A 285-nucleotide genomic window follows, 5' to 3' on the forward strand; every position below is an offset into this window, starting at 1 on the left:
GAGCCGGTTTCAGACAGCCCGGAGTTCCGCACACTGTATCCGGAAAACATCTGTATTTTTGGTGTTGTCACTCACGTTGTTCATTGATTTGCGGGGGGTGAACCGTTGCATCTCTCCGGAGGTTTTTGGTCATCAGCTCAGGGAACAAGTAAAGAGCTGGACAGGACTCGCCATGGGGGTGGGCATTGCACCTACAAAAACGCTGGCCAAAAGTGCACAGTGGGCAACAAAGCAATGGCCACAGTTTTCCGGTGTGGTCGCGCTGACGGCAGAAAACCGTAATCG

At 53.0% G+C, this 285-nt stretch carries 2 pseudogenes; both read left to right on the forward strand.

Annotated elements, in window-relative coordinates:
* Nucleotides 1-87, forward strand: a pseudogene (locus BEB54_RS28425) (peptidase); the annotation flags it as partial.
* Nucleotides 77-285: pseudogene (locus BEB54_RS28430) on the forward strand (Y-family DNA polymerase); the annotation flags it as partial. The pseudogenes BEB54_RS28425 and BEB54_RS28430, both read left to right, overlap by 11 nt.

It is taken from the genome of Escherichia sp. MOD1-EC6021 (assembly GCF_002965245.1).
GTDB lineage: Bacteria > Pseudomonadota > Gammaproteobacteria > Enterobacterales > Enterobacteriaceae > Escherichia > Escherichia coli_F.